At 34.5% G+C, this 17,595-nt stretch carries 20 protein-coding genes and 2 pseudogenes; 12 read left to right on the forward strand and 10 right to left on the reverse strand.

Features of this window, described 5'->3' with window-relative positions:
• Positions 1-152 precede the first annotated feature (152 nt).
• Positions 153-353 carry a hypothetical protein gene (locus A6J74_RS11840; protein ID WP_000391008.1) on the forward strand — a complete coding sequence of 67 codons (201 nt, stop codon included), beginning with the start codon at positions 153-155 and terminating at the stop codon, positions 351-353.
• 180 nt (positions 354-533) lie between these two features.
• Here the strand turns inward: A6J74_RS11840 and A6J74_RS11845 are convergent, their stop codons facing one another.
• From A6J74_RS11845 to A6J74_RS11855, 3 genes are all read right to left on the reverse strand, one after another.
• Positions 534-785 carry a GlsB/YeaQ/YmgE family stress response membrane protein gene (locus A6J74_RS11845; RefSeq protein WP_000522903.1) on the reverse strand — a complete coding sequence of 84 codons (252 nt, stop codon included), beginning with the start codon at positions 783-785 and terminating at the stop codon, positions 534-536.
• A 75-nt stretch (positions 786-860) separates the two neighbouring features.
• Positions 861-1,061, reverse strand: a complete 201-nt coding sequence (locus A6J74_RS11850) for a CsbD family protein (protein WP_000004263.1) — start codon at positions 1,059-1,061, stop codon at positions 861-863.
• A 50-nt stretch (positions 1,062-1,111) separates the two neighbouring features.
• The gene (locus A6J74_RS11855) at positions 1,112-1,501 is read right to left on the reverse strand and encodes a YflT domain-containing protein (protein WP_000448820.1); all 390 of its coding nucleotides are present in this window, start codon (positions 1,499-1,501) and stop codon (positions 1,112-1,114) included.
• A gap of 213 nt (positions 1,502-1,714) precedes the next feature.
• Between A6J74_RS11855 and A6J74_RS11860 the strand changes: the two genes are divergently transcribed.
• On the forward strand, positions 1,715-2,185 hold the full coding sequence (locus A6J74_RS11860; protein ID WP_000720845.1) for a hypothetical protein: 471 nt from the start codon (positions 1,715-1,717) through the stop codon (positions 2,183-2,185).
• Between the two features lie 71 nt (positions 2,186-2,256).
• Positions 2,257-2,424 (forward strand): annotated as a pseudogene (locus A6J74_RS30420) (YolD-like family protein); the annotation flags it as partial.
• Positions 2,425-2,488: 64 nt separating this feature from the next.
• Here A6J74_RS30420 and A6J74_RS11870 read toward each other — a convergent pair.
• Both A6J74_RS11870 and A6J74_RS11875 read right to left on the reverse strand, forming a co-directional pair.
• Complete coding sequence (locus A6J74_RS11870; RefSeq protein ID WP_000120218.1) at positions 2,489-2,902, reverse strand: BtaA family protein; 414 nt, start codon at positions 2,900-2,902, stop codon at positions 2,489-2,491.
• A gap of 428 nt (positions 2,903-3,330) precedes the next feature.
• Complete coding sequence (locus tag A6J74_RS11875) at positions 3,331-5,715, reverse strand: immune inhibitor A domain-containing protein (protein WP_000710824.1); 2,385 nt, start codon at positions 5,713-5,715, stop codon at positions 3,331-3,333.
• 513 nt (positions 5,716-6,228) lie between these two features.
• Between A6J74_RS11875 and A6J74_RS11880 the strand changes: the two genes are divergently transcribed.
• The gene (locus A6J74_RS11880; RefSeq protein WP_000253567.1) at positions 6,229-7,323 is read left to right on the forward strand and encodes a response regulator aspartate phosphatase; all 1,095 of its coding nucleotides are present in this window, start codon (positions 6,229-6,231) and stop codon (positions 7,321-7,323) included.
• Positions 7,323-7,481 (forward strand): hypothetical protein, encoded by a 159-nt coding sequence (locus tag A6J74_RS11885; protein ID WP_000732342.1) that lies wholly within the window; start codon positions 7,323-7,325, stop codon positions 7,479-7,481. The genes A6J74_RS11880 and A6J74_RS11885 overlap by 1 nt, the downstream gene beginning before the upstream one ends.
• A gap of 360 nt (positions 7,482-7,841) precedes the next feature.
• On the opposite strand, the gene A6J74_RS11890 is transcribed toward A6J74_RS11885, so the two are convergent.
• Positions 7,842-9,215, reverse strand: coding sequence for a sensor histidine kinase (locus A6J74_RS11890; protein WP_000736486.1), 1,374 nt, complete (start codon positions 9,213-9,215; stop codon positions 7,842-7,844).
• Positions 9,212-9,886 carry a response regulator transcription factor gene (locus A6J74_RS11895; RefSeq protein ID WP_001264540.1) on the reverse strand — a complete coding sequence of 225 codons (675 nt, stop codon included), beginning with the start codon at positions 9,884-9,886 and terminating at the stop codon, positions 9,212-9,214. Before A6J74_RS11895 ends, A6J74_RS11890 begins: the two co-directional genes overlap by 4 nt.
• A gap of 174 nt (positions 9,887-10,060) precedes the next feature.
• Between A6J74_RS11895 and A6J74_RS11900 the strand changes: the two genes are divergently transcribed.
• Both A6J74_RS11900 and A6J74_RS11905 read left to right on the forward strand, forming a co-directional pair.
• A complete protein-coding gene (locus A6J74_RS11900; protein WP_001246804.1) occupies positions 10,061-10,531 on the forward strand; it encodes a hypothetical protein in 471 nt (156 codons plus the stop codon).
• A gap of 20 nt (positions 10,532-10,551) precedes the next feature.
• A complete protein-coding gene (locus A6J74_RS11905) occupies positions 10,552-10,875 on the forward strand; it encodes a PepSY domain-containing protein (RefSeq protein WP_000912147.1) in 324 nt (107 codons plus the stop codon).
• Between the two features lie 100 nt (positions 10,876-10,975).
• Here the strand turns inward: A6J74_RS11905 and A6J74_RS11910 are convergent, their stop codons facing one another.
• The gene (locus tag A6J74_RS11910) at positions 10,976-11,488 is read right to left on the reverse strand and encodes an RrF2 family transcriptional regulator (protein WP_001200345.1); all 513 of its coding nucleotides are present in this window, start codon (positions 11,486-11,488) and stop codon (positions 10,976-10,978) included.
• A gap of 210 nt (positions 11,489-11,698) precedes the next feature.
• Between A6J74_RS11910 and A6J74_RS11915 the strand changes: the two genes are divergently transcribed.
• Entirely contained in the window at positions 11,699-12,340 is a 642-nt protein-coding gene (locus A6J74_RS11915; protein ID WP_001044357.1) for an FMN-dependent NADH-azoreductase, read from the forward strand.
• 74 nt (positions 12,341-12,414) lie between these two features.
• Here the strand turns inward: A6J74_RS11915 and dhaK are convergent, their stop codons facing one another.
• Positions 12,415-14,166 (reverse strand): dihydroxyacetone kinase subunit DhaK, encoded by a 1,752-nt coding sequence (gene dhaK, locus A6J74_RS11920; RefSeq protein WP_000720708.1) that lies wholly within the window; start codon positions 14,164-14,166, stop codon positions 12,415-12,417.
• Positions 14,167-14,343: 177 nt separating this feature from the next.
• Here dhaK and dhaS point away from each other — a divergent pair, with 177 nt between their 5' ends.
• Both dhaS and dhaQ read left to right on the forward strand, forming a co-directional pair.
• On the forward strand, positions 14,344-14,910 hold the full coding sequence (gene dhaS / locus A6J74_RS11930; RefSeq protein WP_000204220.1) for a dihydroxyacetone kinase transcriptional activator DhaS: 567 nt from the start codon (positions 14,344-14,346) through the stop codon (positions 14,908-14,910).
• A 19-nt stretch (positions 14,911-14,929) separates the two neighbouring features.
• On the forward strand, positions 14,930-15,928 hold the full coding sequence (dhaQ, locus tag A6J74_RS11935; protein WP_000723337.1) for a DhaKLM operon coactivator DhaQ: 999 nt from the start codon (positions 14,930-14,932) through the stop codon (positions 15,926-15,928).
• A gap of 111 nt (positions 15,929-16,039) precedes the next feature.
• Here dhaQ and A6J74_RS11940 read toward each other — a convergent pair whose 3' ends face one another.
• Complete coding sequence (locus tag A6J74_RS11940) at positions 16,040-16,657, reverse strand: VanZ family protein (protein WP_000556726.1); 618 nt, start codon at positions 16,655-16,657, stop codon at positions 16,040-16,042.
• A 244-nt stretch (positions 16,658-16,901) separates the two neighbouring features.
• Between A6J74_RS11940 and A6J74_RS30425 the strand changes: the two are divergent.
• A pseudogene (locus A6J74_RS30425) lies at positions 16,902-17,003 on the forward strand (TetR family transcriptional regulator); the annotation flags it as partial.
• A 194-nt stretch (positions 17,004-17,197) separates the two neighbouring features.
• Complete coding sequence (locus A6J74_RS11950) at positions 17,198-17,509, forward strand: ArsR/SmtB family transcription factor (RefSeq protein ID WP_000433544.1); 312 nt, start codon at positions 17,198-17,200, stop codon at positions 17,507-17,509.
• The last annotated feature ends 86 nt before the right edge of the window (positions 17,510-17,595 follow it).

Raw genomic sequence — 17,595 nt, forward strand, 5'->3', positions numbered from 1 at the left:
AAATTAATTTTAAACATATTTTTTTATTTTCATTATAAATAAATTTTCTACACCTTTCTCGGCTTAACACTTAAAAAATACTACTAAATGTTTAAACCTTATAAATTTGTGTATGTATAATGTATAAACATTATTTTTAGGGGGATCTATCTATGGAAGAGCACAACTTTAAAAAGGGAGATTTCGTTCAATTTTCTTATCGACACGATCATGCTACAAAATTAGTTGGTTCCATTATTAACATACTGACGAATACAATTGTAGTTGATATAGGTAATAGTGAGGACTTATCTCATATAGAACCAAGGCAGGTCGTAAGGATAAATAATTGTGAAAAAGTAACGATGGTTTAATACATAATAAAAAGTGTAATTTCAATGAGCGGGGGCCTTCATCCCCCGCTCATTCCTATGCAGATTACATAAAAAAAGCATCCAAATTAGTTTAATTGGATGCTTTTTTATGTATATTTATCAGTTCATTCACTTTATAGTTATATATAATAAACTTAAGATTACTATTCATTATCATACTTACGCTTTCCGTAGCATTCTAGAGAAGAATGTAACGATTAAAATAAAGACGATTGCACCTAATAACGCTGGAAGAACAAAAATGCCTCCCCATTCAGGACCCCAATGACCAAATAACGCACTACCTACCCAAGATCCAATTAAACCAGCAATTACATTACCAACTATACCTAAAGGAAAGTCTTTCCCCGTAATCATTCCAGCTAACGCACCAATAAGTCCACCTACAATACACGTAATAATAAGTCCCACAATTAAACCTCCTATATTGTTTTTATATTTGATTTATCAAGCTTTGGTATGTAACCAAAGCTTGATAAACATGTATTATTCTTTATTATCCAATCCATCACTTATCTTTTGTTTAACTTTTCCGACTTTTTCTTTTATCGTTCCCTTCGTCTTCTCCCACTTCCCTTCATTTTTCAACTCTCTATCTTCTGTAACTTCACCAATCCCTTCTTTTACTTGTCCTTTTTTCTTTTCAACTTTACCCGTAATTTGTTCTTTTAGACCGCTCTCACTCATATTTCCAATCTCCTTTTCGTAATAGATTTATAGATGTAAAGGATACAAATTTAAAGAGAATACGTGCATCTTCTTTCTTGTAGCCATTCACCGACTCTTTCTAAATCCTTAACGAATAACAAGATTTTCCCTTCATCCAGCTTTTCTTCATAAAAGTTAGCTTCTTCCTCATTAAGTCCTAACTCTTGCATCTTATTTCTTAACTGATCTCCCGTTTTTTGAAAGACATTAATAATGCTTGTCCCAAGTCCTTCCTCTTTTATTCCAATCGTGTTCACGTCTGCATTATCTGCGATTCTATCTGTCCTCTCTTTCTCATGTGTTAACACGTAAATATCTTTTTGTTCTATTCCTTTCTTCACTAGATCATTTGCCGCATTCATGACCTCTTTCTCCGTAATAAATTCATATACAAAAGGTTTACTATACTTCGTTTCCATCTTTAACTTCCTCCTTTAAAATGAATTATTTGTTATATTATATGTAGTACACCTATTTTCGAAATGTTAAACATAAAATATGAAAAAAGTTATGTGAATTTTAATTTTAATAGAAAATGAACAACATCATTTACCACTTTAAAACATCTTCTCCTTACAATAACTACCTAAATTAACAGAAAATTGTTATAATTAAACATAAGGAGGGATACTATGAAAAAAATCATATCTATATGCGCTCTAACCGCTCTATCTTTCACTTTAATAGGTTGTACAAGCTCCTCGGCTACAGATAAAGCTTCACAAGTTAAGCAAGAACATACACAAAATACATTTCAATTAAATTCCGCTAATATTACAGACATTGAAATACTGAAAACAACAAATAATACTATTTCCAAATCTCAAACAGACAATGAAGAAATGATAAAACCTATCGTTTCGGCAGTTCAAAATGGAACCTCGAAAACAATTACATTAGATCAAAAAAAGAAACAATCGGCACATTCTACTATAACCGTTACATATAAAGATGACGCAAAAGAAGAGTTTCTTGTCTGGATCGATAATAAGGAGCAAATTACAATCGCTAAAGATGAGAAGAAAGGTAAAGTAGAAGCTGTGACATTAAACATGAAACACTCTAAAATGATGAAAGATTTCTTTAAAAATGATAAAACGTAAAAAGGATCTCCTTTAAGGAGATCCTTCTTCTCTTTATACAATTTGCTTTATACAAGCAAACGAAATACATACTATTGTTATGCTCCTTATCATTCGAAGAAGAAATATTAATTATATATTATGGAGACGGTTATTTACTCTTTAATTATATGACTATCGTTAATATTGATTTGCTAAATCGTGCTGTCCTATGTACCGATGATGACACTAAATTTTTTTATATAGTTGATGTTAAGTAAAGGAAGTAGCTTTACATCCTACTTCCTTTACTTAACCATTTCCATATTTAGACTTTTATAAAATCTATTTAAGGTCTAATTTTGCTAAATCATGTTGTAAAACATTATTTCCTTCTTGTGGATTAAATACGATTGCACTAAGACCAAAAACATTCGTAACAACATCTCTATCATTTGGATGAATTATTCTTACTTCGTAAGCAAAAAGTCCTGGAGGAAGAGCTGCCGAACGAAAAGTAACATATTGATTAGGTGCTAATGTTCGTGTAGAAGGATCTACTAATGGTAACAATACAGGAGAACCAGATGACCAATCAAACATTTCAACAGTTACTCTATGAGTATCATCTGGATCAACATTCATAGCATCAACAGTAAGAAATAAAGTAGCAGAATGTCTACGTAATACACCCGTTGATAACGTTTCATTGTAATTTTCACAACATTTTTTAGAAGAATAACCATAGCCATAACTCATATCAATTTCCCCCTTTCATTTACAATTAAGGACAAGCATTCCTTATAATATATAATGCTATTATTATTTTATTGAAAGGTATAATAGCGGAATTTCATCTATATTTTCTAATATTTAAGTTTACGTTTGTTCACTCGTATTGAAAATAAAGTGAAACTTTAATCAGTGGGGGTTTTGTTCATCCCCCACTGATTATTAGCCTTCACCAATCGGGCGTTTACAGGCAGCCCGACCCCCACCTAACTTCTTTGCTTCCGCTGAATTTTGAGGTGGGGGTCTTACTGCCCGGCAAATAGCGGGATAAATTTTATATCATTCTTTTCCATGAACTAGTTCCTAAAAGGTCCCTTTTCTACAATAAAAAAAAGAGCTGTCCATAAGTCGGTTTCACCAACTTATGAGACAGCTCCTCTTCACTTCACCTTATTTTATCGATGAATCCAAACTGCACCTGCAGACTTGTCTTCTGCTTGGCCTACTACTTCAAACTTTAATCCTAGTTTCGGCAACTTACGTCCTGCATCTGGAATCACGCTGTTGATATACTGCTTAGAATCATCAAATTTCGCAACACCTGGTAATCCTTTATAGTCAAAGATACCGCGAGTTGGCGAATCTACTCTCCATGCTGGTGTTTGATCGAATGAGAATGCAGCATCAGCAATTTGATAACGCGTACTGCTCTTCACAGTCGGTTGTCCATTTAATGTCCCTACGATTGCCTCTGGATGAGAATCTACTACTCCTAAGAATCCTTCACCTGGATGAACCCCTACCCAGTTATCTGTAAAGCTTTGATCCGCATACCATACAACCATTCCTGTATTAAATACTGGACCACGCGCATGTTGTAAAGCCGTGTCAGAACCAGCGTAATTTCTCCACTCTACATAGTAGTTATGTTTCTTCTGTTCAAATCCGTTAGACACCGTAAATCCTTTTAGTGTCATTGCTGGTTGGCCTTCTGCATCATCTGAGAAAACAACTTTTCCATTTACAGTTAATGCAGCATTATCTAATGCAAATCCTTTATAAGCTACTGCAATATCTGTTAAATACTCAAATTGCAGTTTTACTTTTTTCCCTTTGAATTGGCTTAAATCGTATGATTTATCAACCCACTTACCATCAGTTGTATCCACGCCGCCTTTTACATCTTTTTCGCCCATTCTATCAATGCGTGTCTTCGTTCCATCTTCTGCAATCGCATATACGTCAAGGAAATCATACTTCGCTTCCAGTTCGTAGAATGCCTTATAATCAAACTTAGCATCCGTTGCATTTGTTAAGTCAAATACTGGTGTCTCAAGTGTTGTATGAATGTCATTTCCTTTTGTGCTGTAGTAAAACTTCTTACCAAATGCCGATTCGATATTTTTAATATCTTTGTCCGGCAAGTTAACACGAACGATTCCTGGTCGTTTTGATTTTGTAACACTTTGATCTAAATATGTTGCAACACCGACTCCCGTGCGAAGTTTATCGTAATCTACCTCAACGATATTCGCCCAATTGCCCTTCATATTCTTTTGGAAAAACTCTTTATTTTGTGGTGAGAAACTTGTTGGCTCTGTTCCTGCAATTTTTCCAGCCCAGCTACCGCCACTCATAATAGACCAAGACTCAACAGGTTCACCTTGTCCTGAGTACTTCGTATCGTACTCATCTGGTAAGCCTAAATCATGACCATACTCATGCGCAAACACACCAACCGCTCCATCTTCAGGCTCGATTGTATAATCGTATGCAGCCATCTTTCCGCCCCAATTTGAAACAGAAGATTTTGTGCCATCAATCGCATATGGTTTTGACCCAAGTTTTGAACGATGAGACCAAATTGCATCATCTTTCAATTTACCGCCACCAGCTTCTTGACCAACACCAGCATGTACAACCATTAAATGATCAATAATGCCATCTGGCTCGTTTTTATTTCCATCACCATCTTGATCGTATTGATCAAATTGGTCATAATCTGCTAAATTGATCCCTTTTGCTACCGCTGCTTTTAATGCTTCTTTCACAAAATCACGTGGCCCTAAAGGACCTTTGTTATCATGACCAGTTCCAGCATCCGCACCATAATCTGAAGCTTTTCCTGGAACAGTAAGCCATTCCGTTACAGTTCCATCAACTGTGTAGCTACCACCAGATTGTTCTTCATAATATTGTTTAAATGTGTTAATCTTCGATCCATCAAATAACGTAAACGGTTCATCACCAAATAACATTTTTTGATAATGTTCACGATTGAAGTCCTTAGAATACATGTATCCTGGCTCTTGATCAATATTGTTATGCTTAAAATCGCTAAATTCTACGAGTAAAACAAGTACTTTATCTTTTCGGACAGCTCCATTGTACTCAGCTTGCTTCGCTGATGTAGTAGGTACTTTTCCATTTAATTTCCCTGGATTTAATCCTGCACCTTGTCCAGCTACTGGTCCTACTTCTGGCTGCTGCGCCTGTTCATTTTCCTTCATTTTTGAATCTTTTACTTTTTTCATAAAATCAGAAGCTTCTTGCGTAAGACTATCTCCTGTCAAGACTTCTTTCCCAGGGTTTTCCCCTTTCTTTTTCTCAACATATTTTTCGACAGCCTTTGACGTCTCCGCTTGTGATGCAGATTGATCAATTACGCCCCGTTGTTTTAGCGCTTCTGCCAAACGCTCCTCCGGTATTAAATGCTCATCTATCGGTAGAGATGATGGCGTATCAGCATACGCTGCATGACTTCCAAAAGCAAAACTACTACTTAGTACTGCCGCTGTTGCTAAAACTGATAATGGTTTTAACTTCTTATCCTTTTTCAATGCATTTCCTCCCCAGTGTCTGCAAATTATCGTTTTTTTGTCGATAACAACATAATATTCGTTATAATACGAATATTCAATCTTTTTCAACGGACAAAATGTTGAGAAATATTTTTTGTGCAGGATGAAATACGTAAGATAGCAAAATACAAAGGTTCTGCTTATTTATGTTTTTTAAGTTTTGCATATAACCATAAAGTGGGATCACTTGTTCTTTCAAATTGATAGCGATGGAGTAAAATGCTTATTTACAATACTAAGGAAATACAACATACAAACAGGCTGTTATTTGTTTTAAGTACAATAGTCATACTTGCTCGATGCACTTATTTTTTGGCAATAAATAAATGATCACCATCTAAGGAATCTTATTTATATTCTAATTACCTTTTAAATTATCAGAAAATTATTGAAAAAGTTTTTTCTTGCTATCTATCACTCTAACACACTTAATTTCTTGCTAGTATATACATATCAATATACAAATAAATATAGTAGAAAGCGAGGAGAATTATGGTAAGTCATCTAAAACCAAAAGATATAATCACACAACTTTTAAATAATTGGTATCAAGAGATACGTGCCCAGCACCTAAAAGAAGCAAAACATTTAAAAACAGAGATTGATACACACATAAAAAGTATTAATGAAGATCCAAATTTACTATTCCATTACTCACTTCTTACTTTTCGCTTTAAAGTTTTGCTCGATCATTTAAGCATCACACCCACAAGCTTCCAGGCAATTGATTCACTGGATATACCAAAAAATGAATCGTTGTCTTATTATTATCACTTTTTCAAAGGGATTCATGCCACACTAATTTCCAACAACAATGAAGCCTGGGAATACTACGAAAAAGCCGAAACACTATTACAACATATTCATGACGATCTTGAAATAGCCGAGTTTAGCTATCGTTTTGCTAACTTCTATCTTCATACCTATCAACCTCTATTAGGAATTCAACATGTGACTAAAGCTAAAGAAATCTTCTCTAAACATAATGGCTATGAAAATAATGTTGCCGCTTGTGAGAACTTATACGGTTTAGCATGTATTAATATAAAACAATTCCCTGTAGCAGAAGAAAAATTTAATTCTGCAATAGATATTTTACGTAAAAATAATGAGGATTCCCTAATATTAAGAGTCCGCAATAATTTAGGTTTTTTATATAGTAGCCAAAACTTATCCGCTTTAGCAATTCGACACTTATCAGAAGTAACAACTAAAACTCCAGAGCATTTTAGGGCCATTTTTCTTAAAGCTAGAGAACATTTAAAGATTGGGGAACTTGAACAGTCGGCCGAGTTAATCGAACGAGGATTAGCAATTTGTGAGAAGCTAGACAATAAAGAATACCTATATCATTTCAAACTTTTAGATTGTATAAATAAAGGTGTTTCGGCTGCTATTCTCGAAGAATTATCTTTGGAAGCTATCTCATTTTTCGACACACAACAACTCTATACTTACACACAAGAATACACTGAAAAATTAGCAATCAAGTTTTACGAAGAAAGCGACACTGTAAAAGCTAGTAAATACTTTTATATTAGTCATCAAGCTAAAGAAAAAACTTTTGAAAAAGGAGCGTTAAAATAATGAAAAAACTTTTTGGAACGATTTTAGGTTTATCACTTTCAGTTGCATTATCTATTGGATTAGCATTCCCTTCACAATCAGATTCTAAGAAACAAGTTGATTCGGCTAAATCTAGTACAATTATGTACATGCAATCAAGCCACGGTGACTCCTGGTAATACAAAGAGTTTTTTATCTGTTACCATCATTAATTAGGAAAAGGGCACTCCCTCAATGGAGTGCCCTTTTCCTAATTAATAGACAACATATAGCAGACTACTTATTAACTTCAGCCCATTCAACCTTGAACTCCGCACCGAAATCATTTGCGCAACACGTTCGAAAATATAAATCTATGATGTTAGAAACAGACTAATCATCTGTTCTTGTTGTTTCAATTTCATACTAAAAAGGAATGTATTGTATCATGTTGAAAACATAATTTATAACTAAATCGATTTACTTTCATTTACTTTTAAATAAAGATTAAAGAGAGCTTTTAAATCCATCTTTATTCTAAAGCTACAAACGAGCATACATTATGCTCGTTTTTCAATTGGTAGTTTAAATGTAAAAGTACTGCCTTCCCCTAATTTACTTTCAACGGTAATTTCTCCTCCATGTAGTTCGACAATCCATTTTACCATCGACAATCCTAAACCTGTGTTTCCCATGTTTGAAGATGTTCGTGCTGCATCAACTCGATAGAAGCGTTCCCATATTTTCGTAATATGTTGCTCGCTGATGCCTATGCCATTATCGGAGACTTTACCTATTATGTTCGTTCCATCACGGCATAGTTGTATATTCACACTACCATTCTCTTTACCATAAGCAATCGCATTCGTTAATAAATTCATTAATAAACGCATCATCAATGTTTGATCTGCTTTAATAAACAGGTCTTCCTCTATATTTGTTGTTATATCAATCGAGGCTTCTTGAACCATTAATGAAAGCTCTTCTACAACGATTTCCGTTAATTCACTCATATTGATACATTCAAATTGAAAAGTATCATGCTTTCCTTGATCAACTCGTGCTAATAATAAAAGTTGCGAGATTAACGAGGACATTTTACGTGATTGCCTTAAAATTACTTCTAAAGATTCTTCCATTTCTTTCGGATTATTCCTCTGCGATAAGGCGTATTCGCATTGCGAAATAATCACAGATGTTGGCGTTCTTAATTCATGAGATGCATCAGATGTAAATTGTTTTTCACTTTCAAATGATTTCTCCAATCGCTCAAACATGTTGTCAAAGGTTTGTGCTAAATGATAAATTTCGTTTTTCGATGAACCTTGTAAATTAATCCTCTTCGAAAGGTCTTTACCATCACCAATTTCACTAGCTGAATCACTCATTTGTTTCACAGGTCGAAACGCTCTTTGCGTAATAAAATATCCTCCCACTGCCGCAATGAGAATAAGTAATGGGAAAGAGATGAGTGTTACCACGATAAGCGTATTCATCGTTGATGATAATTGGTTCATCGTCATTATTCCACGAACCCAGACTTGCTCATCGCCGCCTACGTTATGGAGAAAATCATATACGATCCATTCTTTATTACCATTTTTAATGGTTTGTATTTCATCGGATTTAAGCGATATCTTTTTATTAAAGCTTGTTGGACTATTTCCTGCCAGTAGCTCACCTTGCTTACTATAAATGAGGAGATTTACTCCATCTTCTAAAGTTTCAAACTCATCGTCAATCTTTAACTGCCCATGCTTATATTTGATATCTTCCATGCTTTCTTTTACTGTGCTCTTTAATTGATTTTTCATATTAAAAAGCACAACTTTATCTGAAGAAGCTAAAATAAAAGCTAACACGAGTGCCATAATAATTACAATTAACCCCGTATACCAAAGGGTTACTCTCATTTTTATTGATAGTTTTTTCATGACTCTACTCGCAATACGTAACCAGTGCCTCGTACTGTATGAATTAACTTCGTTTCAAACTGGCTATCAATTTTTTTACGAAGGTATCGGACGTAAACATCAATAATATTTGAGCCACCTTCATAGTCGTAATTCCACACATGTTGCTCAATTTTATCTCGTGTCAACACAACTTCTTTATTACGAATCATATATTCTAAAATAGCAAATTCTTTACTGGAAAGATTAATAACCTGCTCTCCCCTTGTTACTTTATGCATATTGCAATCCACCACTAGATCAGCAATTTCAAACACATTAGAGGTATTCCCTGTTTTTCTTCGCATCAACACTCGAATTCTTGCTAATAGTTCATCAAAAGCAAATGGCTTTACTAAATAATCATCCGCACCTAAGTCGAGTCCTTTTACGCGATCATCAATTGTATCTTTAGCTGTAAGAAGCAAGACAGGAGTTGTATTATTGTCTGCGCGTAATCTTTGTAACACTTGTAACCCATCTATTCGGGGAATCATAATATCAAGCACAATCAAGTCATAAGTAGCCATGCTTATATAATCCAAGGCATCTGCTCCATTCCCACATCCATCGACACTATAATATTCTGCATTTAATCGTTTTACTAATATATTTTGTAAGTCTTGTTCATCTTCGACAATAAGAACTCGCATTAGCATCCTCCTTTTTTCTTATTATATATATCACTATAGTTCCAAAACATTAAAGAAAGATTAGAAACGATTTAATTATATCATTTTATTTTTTGGCACATTAATCTTCCTTTAATGTTTGTTCAGTAATATAAAGGCAAGGATAAGGTGCTCAATTAAAGGGAGGAAAACATAATGAGAAACTGGATAATAATTGGAGCAATGTCTTGTTTATTCTTAACAGCTTGTTCTACTCAATCTGATAACAATACAGAAGTACAACAACTGAAAGCGGAAAATGATAAATTACAAAAAGAAGTTGCTCAACTACAAAAAGAACCAAACAAAACAGAGCCTGCTACGAATGATACGAAGCAAATACAAGATTTCAAAAATGAAGTCTCATCTATTATAGAAAAGGCACATAACACAAAACCAGTTGGAGCAAAAGAAGAGGACTTAAATACGTACTTAGCAGCAAAAAAAGAAATTGACCAATTAGATGACAAAATAGATTTATCTGATAATCAGCTAGAAGCAGATTATCGCGCTGGAACGATAACTGTTGAACAATATCAAACACAAGAAAGAGAACAAGATATACTGGAAGATCAATTAGAGCAAGCAGAAAATGCACTTGAAGCAAGATTTGGAATAGATGATTAATCATTAAGGAGTGAATGAAAATGTTAAAACATAAAAAGAAAATAATGATAAGTGTAATTGCTACTTTAGTAATTGGTATTGCTATTGTTGGTGGATATTTTGGTATGGGTTACAATTATGCAAAAAAGAATGACAACTACACAGAAAAACAAGTTCGTGAAATTGCTTTAGCACAAACAAATGGAGAAATTATTCATGTGAAAAAAGAATTTGAATTAGAAGATGACAACTTAACACAATCTCAATTCGAATATGAAGTGGAAATCAAGACACCTGATAATCTATTGAATGTTTTAAAAGTTAGCGCTAGAACAGGCACAATAGAAATCGATCACGAAGATTAAAAAATATAATTAAGCAACGTGAATTCCATATTTTTAGGAACTCACATGATGGCATTCATGTTAAAAAACAAAAAAACTCTAACTAATTCGTCATGGCGATTTAGTTAGAGTTTTTTTGTTTGAAGTATTCACGAGTATCTACCCTTATCTTTTCAGGTAAAACAATATCAAGTTCTTTATCTAACCATGCAAGAGTCTTTTTACGAAGAAACTCACGCATGTGTTCTTCTGCTTCAAGCATTACTAAGTTAATTGTACAAGAAGAATTGCTAGGTTCACAAGAATTGCAAGCCTCGGCCTCGTCTCGATATAGTAGACCATTCTGTACAATATTTTTACATTGAAAAATAGGTTTTGGACCTTCGACAGCTTCTATTACATCCCAAAAAGAAACATCTTCTGGAGACTTAGCTAACCTATACCCGCCCTTTACACCTGGGACAGAATTTACAATGCCAGCTTTAGATAATTTACCGAAAACTTTTGAAAGAAATGTTTCAGAAAGCCCTTGGAACTCTGCCAAATCTTTTATTCCGACACTTTCCTTGGAAGGAGTGTTAATTAAATAAACTAGGCAATGCAAGGCATATTCAACCCCAACACTATACTGCATATACAAATCACCTGCTTTTTATTTTAAGGGTTATCAAATTGTATCTTAGGACCATTTAGAATTTTAGTCAAATAAAAAAAGGCTCTTTTCGAATAGTATGTATTTCGTTTGACAAAAATAATTTCAGAGCTTATATTAAAGACAAAATTAATCGACGATTAACTTTGTCGACAATTAAAACGTAAAAACTTTTAAAAAGGGGAAATACAAATGAACAAAACACTTATCATAAACGCACATCCAAAAGTGGATGATACATCATCAGTCAGCATTAAAGTTCTTAACCACTTTTTAGTATCTTATAAAGAATTAATTCCTAATAATGAACCGATTGAACAAATTAATTTATACGATGATATAGTACCAATGATAGATAAAACTGTTTTAAGTGCATGGGAAAAGCAAGGAAATGGACAAAAGTTAACTGATGAAGAACAAAAAGTAACAGAGCGTATGTCCGAAATTTTACAACAATTTAAAAGTGCAAATACGTATGTTATCGTATTACCTTTGCACAATTTTAATATTCCATCAAAGTTAAAAGATTACATGGACAATATCATGATTGCACGTGAAACATTTAAATATACTGAAACTGGATCAGTTGGATTACTTAAAGATGGAAGAAGAATGCTTGTTATACAAGCAAGTGGCGGGATCTATACAAATGATGATTGGTATACAGAAGTGGAATACTCTCATAAATATTTAAAAGCAATGTTTAATTTCTTTGGTATTGAAGATTATCAAATCGTTCGTGCACAAGGAACAGCAGTACTAGATCCAAATGAAGTATTACAAAATGCGTATAAAGAAGTTGAAGAAGCAGCTTCTAGATTGGCTAACAAATAAAATTTTTCACTGGAAGAATGATGATTATAAATAAAGATCCCCTCCACCTTAAGGCAGAGGGGATCTTCTAATTCCTATTTCAAACTACCCGCAATCTCCGTAAAGATAACTCCAAGCGCATGTGCACCTGCATCTGGATAGCCTAAACTTCTTTCACCAACTGTACCGGCGCGGCCCATGCGAGCTACGATTTCTTTCGTGTACTCTGCTCCTTTAACGGCTGCTTCTGCACCTTTTTCAAAGGCAGTTTTCATGTCTACTTCGTTTGAAGCGCTAGCTAACCAAGAATCCACACATGGAGCAAGTGCATCAACAAGTGTTTTATCACCAACTACTGCACCTCTACCGAACGATCTTTCACCGATAGATTGTATGCCTTGCAGTGCTGCTTGCAACATTTCAGCAAATTCTTTCACTGTTAACTCACGCTTCTCGCCTGCTGCTTTACTAGCTGCGCGGAATGCACCGCCCCAAATTGGACCAGATGCGCCGCCGCAATGTTCCATAATAATCATGGAACAACCGTCAAGGAATGATCCGATCGTTACATTTTCTTGTTCTACAATAGAATGCCACTCACGTTTTAATTGCTTAAATCCTTTCGCAACACTCATTCCGAAGTCGCCGTCACCTGCATGTGTATCTAACTCACAGAACGGTACTTCATTTTTAATAATAATGTCGCTCATTTTATCAACGAGATAAATCATGTTGTTTAATGTAATGATATTATCTTTAATCACAGCGTGCTCTTCCGCTGTTTCTATTTCAAATGAAACTTCTTTCTCTTCTGCCTCTTCAAGTACATTCACGTACTCTACACTTTCAACTGGTCCATCTACTTTGAACGCTGGTGTATTACATTCTTTCGATAGTAATGTTTTTAGCTCATCATCTAACTTCATCACTGTTAAAGACATACCAGCCATATCAATACTCGTCATATAGTTACCGACGAATACTCTATTAATTTTAATGTTTCTAGCAGCTAATTCTCTCGTAACTGCGTTATTAAATAAGTATAGTTCTTGCAGTGGTGTACCACCAAAACCATTTACTAGAAGCGCAATTTCCTCGCCATCTTTTACTCCTAAATCTTTTATTAAATCATTTGTCATACGGTTAGCTAACTCATCAGCTGACATCGTTTTTTCACGCTTAATTCCTGGTTCGCCGTGAATACCAACGCCGTATTCCATTTCATCTTCCGCAAGTGTGAAAGTAGGTGATCCGCTCGCTGGAACTGTACAAGAAGTTAACGCTAAACCGATTGTACGCACGTTAGCCGCTGCTTTTTCCGCTACAGCTTTCACCGCGCCTAAATCCATACCTGCTTCCGCTGCTGCGCCGGCAATTTTATGAACGAGAATAACGCCCGCAACGCCGCGACGTCCTACTGTGTACAGACTATCTTCTACCGCAATATCATCGTCAACTTTTACGTAATCGACTTCAATTCCATCTTCCTTCGCTAAATGCGCACCGTTTTTGAAATTCATAATATCGCCGCTGTAGTTTTTAATAATTAATAACGTACCTTTTTTACTAGCTGTCTCTTTAATTGCTTGATATACCTGAATTTGCGAAGGAGAAGCAAACACATCTCCGCACACTGCCGCATCTAACATTCCTTTTCCGACTAGTCCTGCATGTGCTGGCTCATGACCACTACCGCCGCCACTAATTAACGTTACTTTGTTTTCGTTCATTTCTTTCTTCTTAATTACTTTATATTTTTTCAAAAGCTCAAGCTCTGGGTGAGCCATAACCATCCCGTTACACATTTCCATAACTAATGTTTCTGGTTTGTTTATAATCTTTTTCATTGTGATTCTCCCTCAATTCCTTTAATATATTGTGATATATTTGAAATCTTCTTCTTACTAACCATGTTAAAATGAAAGCGTTTTATAGTAAACGGACAAAATGGACAATCTGTCTAAAGACACCGCTCTCATTTATAGATAGGATTTTTATATTACTACATTCTAGGGATGATTCAGATGACCTCTTCTATAATTTCTAAAAAGATAATCGCGAACTCATTGAAATATTTAATGGAAACAGAGTCGTTTCATAAAATATCAGTAAGCGATATTATGTTACACTGTCAAATGCGTAGGCAAACTTTTTATTATCATTTTAAAGATAAATTTGAACTATTAAGCTGGATTTATAGAGAAGAAACGAAAGAAAACATTATCGACTTTCTCGACTATGAAACGTGGGAAAACATTTTCGATTTATTATTTGATTACTTTTATGAAAATCAAAAATTTTACCGAAATGCTTTTAAAGTCATTGAACAAAACTCGTTTAATCACTATTTATTTGAGCATACGAAAAACTTATATATGAAGATTATTGATGAACTATCCGTGAGCTGTGGATTCAGCCTTTCTGACGAGACAAAAAATACGATTGCCTCCTTTTATAGTCACGGCTTCGTTGGAACGATAAAAGATTGGATTGAAAGCAAATGCGAAGTAGATCCTTCCATTATGTCTTCTCTCATGAAAAATATGATCAACAATCAATTACTACTATTACTGGAGCAATCAGCAAAGTAATTAAAGGGTGGCAAAAGCAATGAAAAAGATTATGAATGATGTACAACATATCGTTCAAGATATGCTGCATGGCTTTTATTTTGAACATAACGACAAAGTAAATTACGACGAAACAAACAACATCATTTATGTAAAAGATATCGACAAACTGAAGCAAGACGTCGCTATTATAAGCGGTGGTGGTAGCGGACATGAACCTGCTGATATTGGTTATGTAGGAAAAGGAATGCTTACAGCGGCAGTAAATGGCAGTATTTTCACTCCGCCTACAGTAGAACAAATTGTCGCAGCTACTCACCTTATACCAAAGGATAAAAGTATTTTATTCATCATTAAAAACTTTAAAGATGATGTTGAGAATTTTCTAGCGGCGAAGCAAATTGCCAAAGAAGAAGGAAGACAAATTGACCACATCATCGTAAATGACGACGTTTCAATTGAAGATGATGCTTCTTTTAATAAAAGAAGACGCGGCGTCGCTGGCACTGTTTTCGTTCAAAAAATACTTGGTGCGGCCGCTGAGAGTGGACATTCTTTAGAAGAACTAACAACAATCGGGCAAGCTGTCATCAAAAACTTACACACATTAGGAGTTGCCCTTTCCCCTGCCAACGATCCAGTAAAAGGAAAAGCTTCATTCACATTAAACGAAGATGAAGTGTTTTACGGCGTCGGCATCCATGGTGAAAAAGGTTACCGTAAAGAAGCACTATCCTCTTCTGAAATATTAGCAATCGAACTAATGAACAAACTAAAAAGCATTTACCGCTGGAGAAAAGGTGACAACTTCGCCATCCTCGTTAATGGACTCGGCACAACTCCGCTAATGGAACAATACATTTTCGCAAATGATATTCGCCGTTTATGTGAGCTGGAGAAATTACAAGTGAAGTTCGTAAAAGTCGGTACACTGCTAACTTCTTTAGATATGAAGGGTGTTTCGCTCAGTTTGCTTAAGATAGAGGATTTGGATTGGGTGAAGTGGCTGAATGCGGATGTTGGAGTGGGTAATTGGTAACTAAAATTATGATGATAAAAGCCTTTAGCTATAGCCAGTTAAAGGCTTTTTTTACAAATTGAAATATCGCACGAGCGTTAAAAATAAATTCGTAATCATCTCATTGGAAGATTACAGGTCTCCAGGATAATAAATTAACATCACACCTACAAGTGAGAAAACCAAATAAAAAACAGCTTCGTATTGTATAACTAGAGAAGTGTTAGTATCAAGCTTTTTCCCCTCTCTTTTATCTATCAGTTTAAATAAAACTCTATATAATACATACCCAATAATCGCCCCGAGAGTATTCGTAAATACATCATCAATATCTGTAATTCTACTATTTAGTAATTGACTTAACTCAATTGCAAGTGAAAAAAAGAATCCCGCATATATAGTATTTTTCATTTTTCTAAACTGCGGCCAAATAGTCGGTAATAAAAAACCTAACGGCATAAACAGTACAATGTTCAAAAGGTATGCAGTACTACCTGCAGTATCAAATAAAGTCAAGTTAATTTGACTTACACGAATCCACGTTTCATTTCTACTTATATCCCATACTGTCGCGATCTGCGTCACCCCATACACTAGCGAAAGGTAAAACAGAAAAACATACACCCATAGAAAATGCCAAATAGATATAGTTCTTTTCGTTTTAAAATAAAATCCAATTTGAAATACAATACAAAAAATAACAGTAAAGAAATAAGTATACAAATAACTCATCAAAACTTCTGTATGCATGCAGAATCCCCTAACTTTACATTTTCATCTATGACTTTGTCGTTTTTAGTCTCCTTCATGATGTAACTCATTTATAGGATAGGAAAAACTTCTAAAATAAAAAGTGGGGGAAACATAAAATTTTTCTTAAATCTTCAGTTGGGTTTTATTATTACTCTTCTTAGGAATCCGCCATTGATAGCTAGGCAACAACATGCTTGAACGTAACAAGATTATCATTTTTGCACGTAATCCTCGTAGTACTTTAATCGATGAAACATATATAAAATCATGTGAATCGTTTGTTCAGTTAAAACATGAAATTAAGAAATATATGACGTACTATAATCACTCTTGCTATCAATAGAATTTAAAGAAGATGACTCCTGTTTGCATACAGAAATCATCTTTTTTAGGTTACCTAACTTTTTTTAGAATGTCCTTTACAAAGAGTACAGATCAAGAACACCTTATGCCTATTCAAAGGGATCAACTATACCTTCTTCCCTTAAAATCACCAAAACCCATTTACAAATCTGTAAAAGTAGATATAATTTCCTTATGGAACCTTTATTAATTTATAAAGCATTGTCAAATGAAACAAGATGTCAAATTTTATCATGGTTGAAAAATCCAGAAAACTATTTCGATGAAAAACCTTATCTAGAGCAAGGCCTTAACTTTCAAGTTGGAGTATGTGTAGGAGATATCCAGCTTAAAACTGGTTTAGCCCAATCGGTTATTTCTAGTTATTTATTAACTATGAAAAAGGCAGGACTACTAGACTCTGACCGAATTGGAAAATGGACTTACTATCGTCGAAATGAAAAAACAATACAAGAGTTTTCTGAATACGTCCAAAACGAATTATAAAGTGAAAGCTAATAATCAATTAGCATACCAATTGATTATTAGCCTTCACACATTCTGCTTTTTTATAAAATTGCACTACCTATAAA

The organism is Bacillus sp. FDAARGOS_235 (genome assembly GCF_002073415.2).
In the GTDB taxonomy this organism is placed as follows: domain Bacteria; phylum Bacillota; class Bacilli; order Bacillales; family Bacillaceae_G; genus Bacillus_A; species Bacillus_A toyonensis.

Bases quoted from the DNA above. Each gene is read 5' to 3' on its own strand.
- A6J74_RS11890 (WP_000736486.1), bottom strand. From the start codon at position 9,215: ATGAAAAAACTATCAATAAAAATGAGAGTAACCCTTTGGTATACGGGG.
- dhaQ (WP_000723337.1), top strand. From the start codon at position 14,930: ATGAAAAAGATTATGAATGATGTACAACATATCGTTCAAGATATGCTG.
- A6J74_RS11895 (WP_001264540.1), bottom strand. From the start codon at position 9,886: ATGCGAGTTCTTATTGTCGAAGATGAACAAGACTTACAAAATATATTA.
- A6J74_RS11950 (WP_000433544.1), top strand. From the start codon at position 17,198: ATGGAACCTTTATTAATTTATAAAGCATTGTCAAATGAAACAAGATGT.
- dhaK (WP_000720708.1), bottom strand. From the start codon at position 14,166: ATGAAAAAGATTATAAACAAACCAGAAACATTAGTTATGGAAATGTGT.
- A6J74_RS11860 (WP_000720845.1), top strand. From the start codon at position 1,715: ATGAAAAAAATCATATCTATATGCGCTCTAACCGCTCTATCTTTCACT.
- A6J74_RS11885 (WP_000732342.1), top strand. From the start codon at position 7,323: ATGAAAAAACTTTTTGGAACGATTTTAGGTTTATCACTTTCAGTTGCA.
- A6J74_RS11915 (WP_001044357.1), top strand. From the start codon at position 11,699: ATGAACAAAACACTTATCATAAACGCACATCCAAAAGTGGATGATACA.
- A6J74_RS11850 (WP_000004263.1), bottom strand. From the start codon at position 1,061: ATGAGTGAGAGCGGTCTAAAAGAACAAATTACGGGTAAAGTTGAAAAG.
- A6J74_RS11940 (WP_000556726.1), bottom strand. From the start codon at position 16,657: ATGCATACAGAAGTTTTGATGAGTTATTTGTATACTTATTTCTTTACT.
- A6J74_RS11880 (WP_000253567.1), top strand. From the start codon at position 6,229: ATGGTAAGTCATCTAAAACCAAAAGATATAATCACACAACTTTTAAAT.
- dhaS (WP_000204220.1), top strand. From the start codon at position 14,344: ATGACCTCTTCTATAATTTCTAAAAAGATAATCGCGAACTCATTGAAA.
- A6J74_RS11855 (WP_000448820.1), bottom strand. From the start codon at position 1,501: ATGGAAACGAAGTATAGTAAACCTTTTGTATATGAATTTATTACGGAG.
- A6J74_RS11870 (WP_000120218.1), bottom strand. From the start codon at position 2,902: ATGAGTTATGGCTATGGTTATTCTTCTAAAAAATGTTGTGAAAATTAC.
- A6J74_RS11910 (WP_001200345.1), bottom strand. From the start codon at position 11,488: ATGCAGTATAGTGTTGGGGTTGAATATGCCTTGCATTGCCTAGTTTAT.
- A6J74_RS11840 (WP_000391008.1), top strand. From the start codon at position 153: ATGGAAGAGCACAACTTTAAAAAGGGAGATTTCGTTCAATTTTCTTAT.
- A6J74_RS11905 (WP_000912147.1), top strand. From the start codon at position 10,552: ATGTTAAAACATAAAAAGAAAATAATGATAAGTGTAATTGCTACTTTA.
- A6J74_RS11900 (WP_001246804.1), top strand. From the start codon at position 10,061: ATGAGAAACTGGATAATAATTGGAGCAATGTCTTGTTTATTCTTAACA.